Raw genomic sequence first — 2515 nt, 5'->3', positions numbered from 1 at the left:
AGGTCGTAGCCGTCCTCGTCCGCGAGCCCCGCCGGGGCGGCGAGCGCGGTGGCGGGGGCCCAAGGGGACACCGTCTCGGCAAAAGAAAGGGAGGAAGGACGCAACACACAAGATCGGGGAAACCCCCTCCCCCCCCCTCCCCCCCCGCCGGGATCCGGCAGAACGGGCACTGCGCCACCGAGCCGTCGGCAGGCTTGTCCTGACCGCCGATGTAGACCATGCGGTGCGGGGTCCACAGGCGCTGCAACCCGTCCTCGGGCGGGCCGAAGCCGGCCGCCGGGACGGTCGTCGAGCCGGGTTCCTCGCCGTGCTCCTCGTGGTGGCCGGTCATGCGCCCCCCGCTCAGACCTGGGCGCGGTCGCGCACCGCCGCGACGATGCGCTCGATCGCGTCGGCGACGGGCACACCGTTCTCCTGGGTGCCGTCGCGGAACCGGAACGACACGGCCCCGGCCTCGACGTCCTCGCCCCCCGCGATGAGCACGAAGGGCACCTTCTCCTTGGACGCGTTGCGGATCTTCTTGCCAAAGCGGTCGTCGGACAGGTCGACCTCCGCGCGGATCCCGCGCGCCGTGAGCTGGGCGACGACGTCCTTGAGGTAGTCGTCGAACGCCTCGGCGACGGGAACGCCGAGCACCTGCACGGGGGCGAGCCACGCCGGGAACGCGCCCGCGTAGTGCTCGATGAGCACCCCCATGAACCGCTCGATCGAGCCGAACTTGGCGGAGTGGATCATCACCGGCTGCTGCTTGGTGCCGTCCGCCGCGGTGTACTCGAGGCCGAAGCCCTTGGGCTGGTTGAAGTCGTACTGCACCGTGCCCATCTGCCAGGTGCGGCCGATCGCGTCCTTGGCCTGGACGGAGATCTTGGGCCCGTAGAAGGCGGCGCCGCCCGGGTCGGCGACCAGCTCGAGGCCCGAGGCGACCGCGACCTCCTCCAGCACCGCGGTGGCCTTGGCCCAGTCCTCGTCGGTGCCGACGAACTTGTCCTTCTTCTTGTCGTCGCGCGTGGACAGCTCCAGGTAGAAGTCGTCGAGACCGAAGTCGCGCAGCACCGAGAGCATGAAGTCCAGCAGGTGCTTGACCTCGGCCGGCGCCTGCTCCGGGGTGACGTACGAGTGGGAGTCGTCCTGGGTCAGGCCGCGCACGCGGGTGAGGCCCTGCACCACCCCGGACTTCTCGTACCGGTACACCGACCCGAACTCGAAGAGGCGGATCGGCAGCTCGCGGTAGGAGCGGCCCCGGCTCGAGAAGATGAGGTTGTGCATCGGGCAGTTCATCGCCTTGAGGCGGTAGCGGCCGTGGTCGCCGACGTCCTCGAGGTCCAGCGGCGGGAACATCGTGTCGCCGTAGTACGGCAGGTGGCCCGACGTGTAGAACAGCTCTTCCTTGGTGATGTGCGGCGTGCCGACGTAGGAGAAGCCCTCCTCGATGTGCCGCTGGCGGACGTAGTCCTCCATCACCCGCTTGATCACGCCGCCCTTGGGGTGGAACAGCGGCAGGCCCGACCCGACCTCGTCGTGGAACGAGAACAGGTCCATCTCGGAGCCGATGCGGCGGTGGTCGCGGCGCTCGGCCTCGGCCAGGCGCTCGAGGTACGCCTTGAGCTCGTCCTTGCTGGGCCAGGCGGTGCCGTAGACGCGCTGCAGCATCGGGTTCTTCTCGCTGCCCCGCCAGTACGCGGCCGCGTTGCGCATGAGCTGCACGCCGTTGCCGATGAGCCTCGTGCTGGGCAGGTGCGGGCCGCGGCACAGGTCCTTCCAGACCACGGTCTCGCTCTCGCGGCCGGCGCCGCGGACGTTGTCGTAGATCGTCAGCTCGCCGCCGCCGACCTCGACCGACGACCCGTCCTCGTCCGACGAGCCGCCCTTGAGGCCGATGAGCTCGAGCTTGTAGGGCTCGTCGGCCAGCTCGGCGCGCGCCTCGTCCTCCGTGACGACGCGACGGCGGAAGGTCTGGCCCTCCTTGATGATGCGCGCCATCGTCTTGTCGAGGGCCTTCAGGTCCTCGGGGGTGAACGGCGTGGCCACGTCGAAGTCGTAGTAGAACCCGTCGGTCACGGGCGGGCCGATGCCGAGCTTCGCGTCCGGGTTCACCTGCTGCACGGCCTGGGCCAGCACGTGCGCGGCGCTGTGGCGCAGCACGGCGAGCCCGTCGGGCGAGCCGATCGTCACCGGCTCGACGACGGTGCCGGGCGCCAGCTCGCGCGAGAGGTCCAGCAGCTCGCCGCCGACGCGCATCACGACGACGTCCTTGCGGCCCGCGAAGAGGTCCGTGCCCGTCGTCGGCGTCTGCACCGTCACCGTGTCCTGGATCTTGTCCTGCGCGGCGTCGTCGGGGTTCGGTGGCATCGGCGAGGCGACGTCGGACACGTGCTGCTCCTTGCGGGTCGTGGGCGCTGCGGACGGGCACGGGCAGCACCTGGGCGGGACCGCCCGGGGCTGGGCGCCGGGCACGGTCGTGGGGGGGGGGGGGGGAAGGGGGGGCGGGAACGGGAGGGCTAGGGGGGAGGGGGGT

Annotated in this window: 1 protein-coding gene and 1 pseudogene; both read right to left on the bottom strand. The window is 71.0% G+C overall.

The features are described 5' to 3' along the window. Positions 1–127: 127 nt before the first annotated feature. Positions 128–331, bottom strand: a pseudogene (locus ACFVS0_RS01855) (hypothetical protein); the annotation flags it as partial. Positions 332–342: 11 nt separating this feature from the next. Continuing rightward, positions 343–2370, bottom strand: a complete 2028-nt coding sequence (gene thrS, locus ACFVS0_RS01850; protein WP_430551193.1) for a threonine--tRNA ligase — start codon at positions 2368–2370, stop codon at positions 343–345. Between the last annotated feature and the right edge of the window lie 145 nt (positions 2371–2515).

It is taken from the genome of Isoptericola sp. NPDC058082 (genome assembly GCF_042885055.1).
GTDB lineage: Bacteria > Actinomycetota > Actinomycetes > Actinomycetales > Cellulomonadaceae > Isoptericola.
This window is presented reverse-complemented; position numbering and strand designations above follow the sequence as displayed.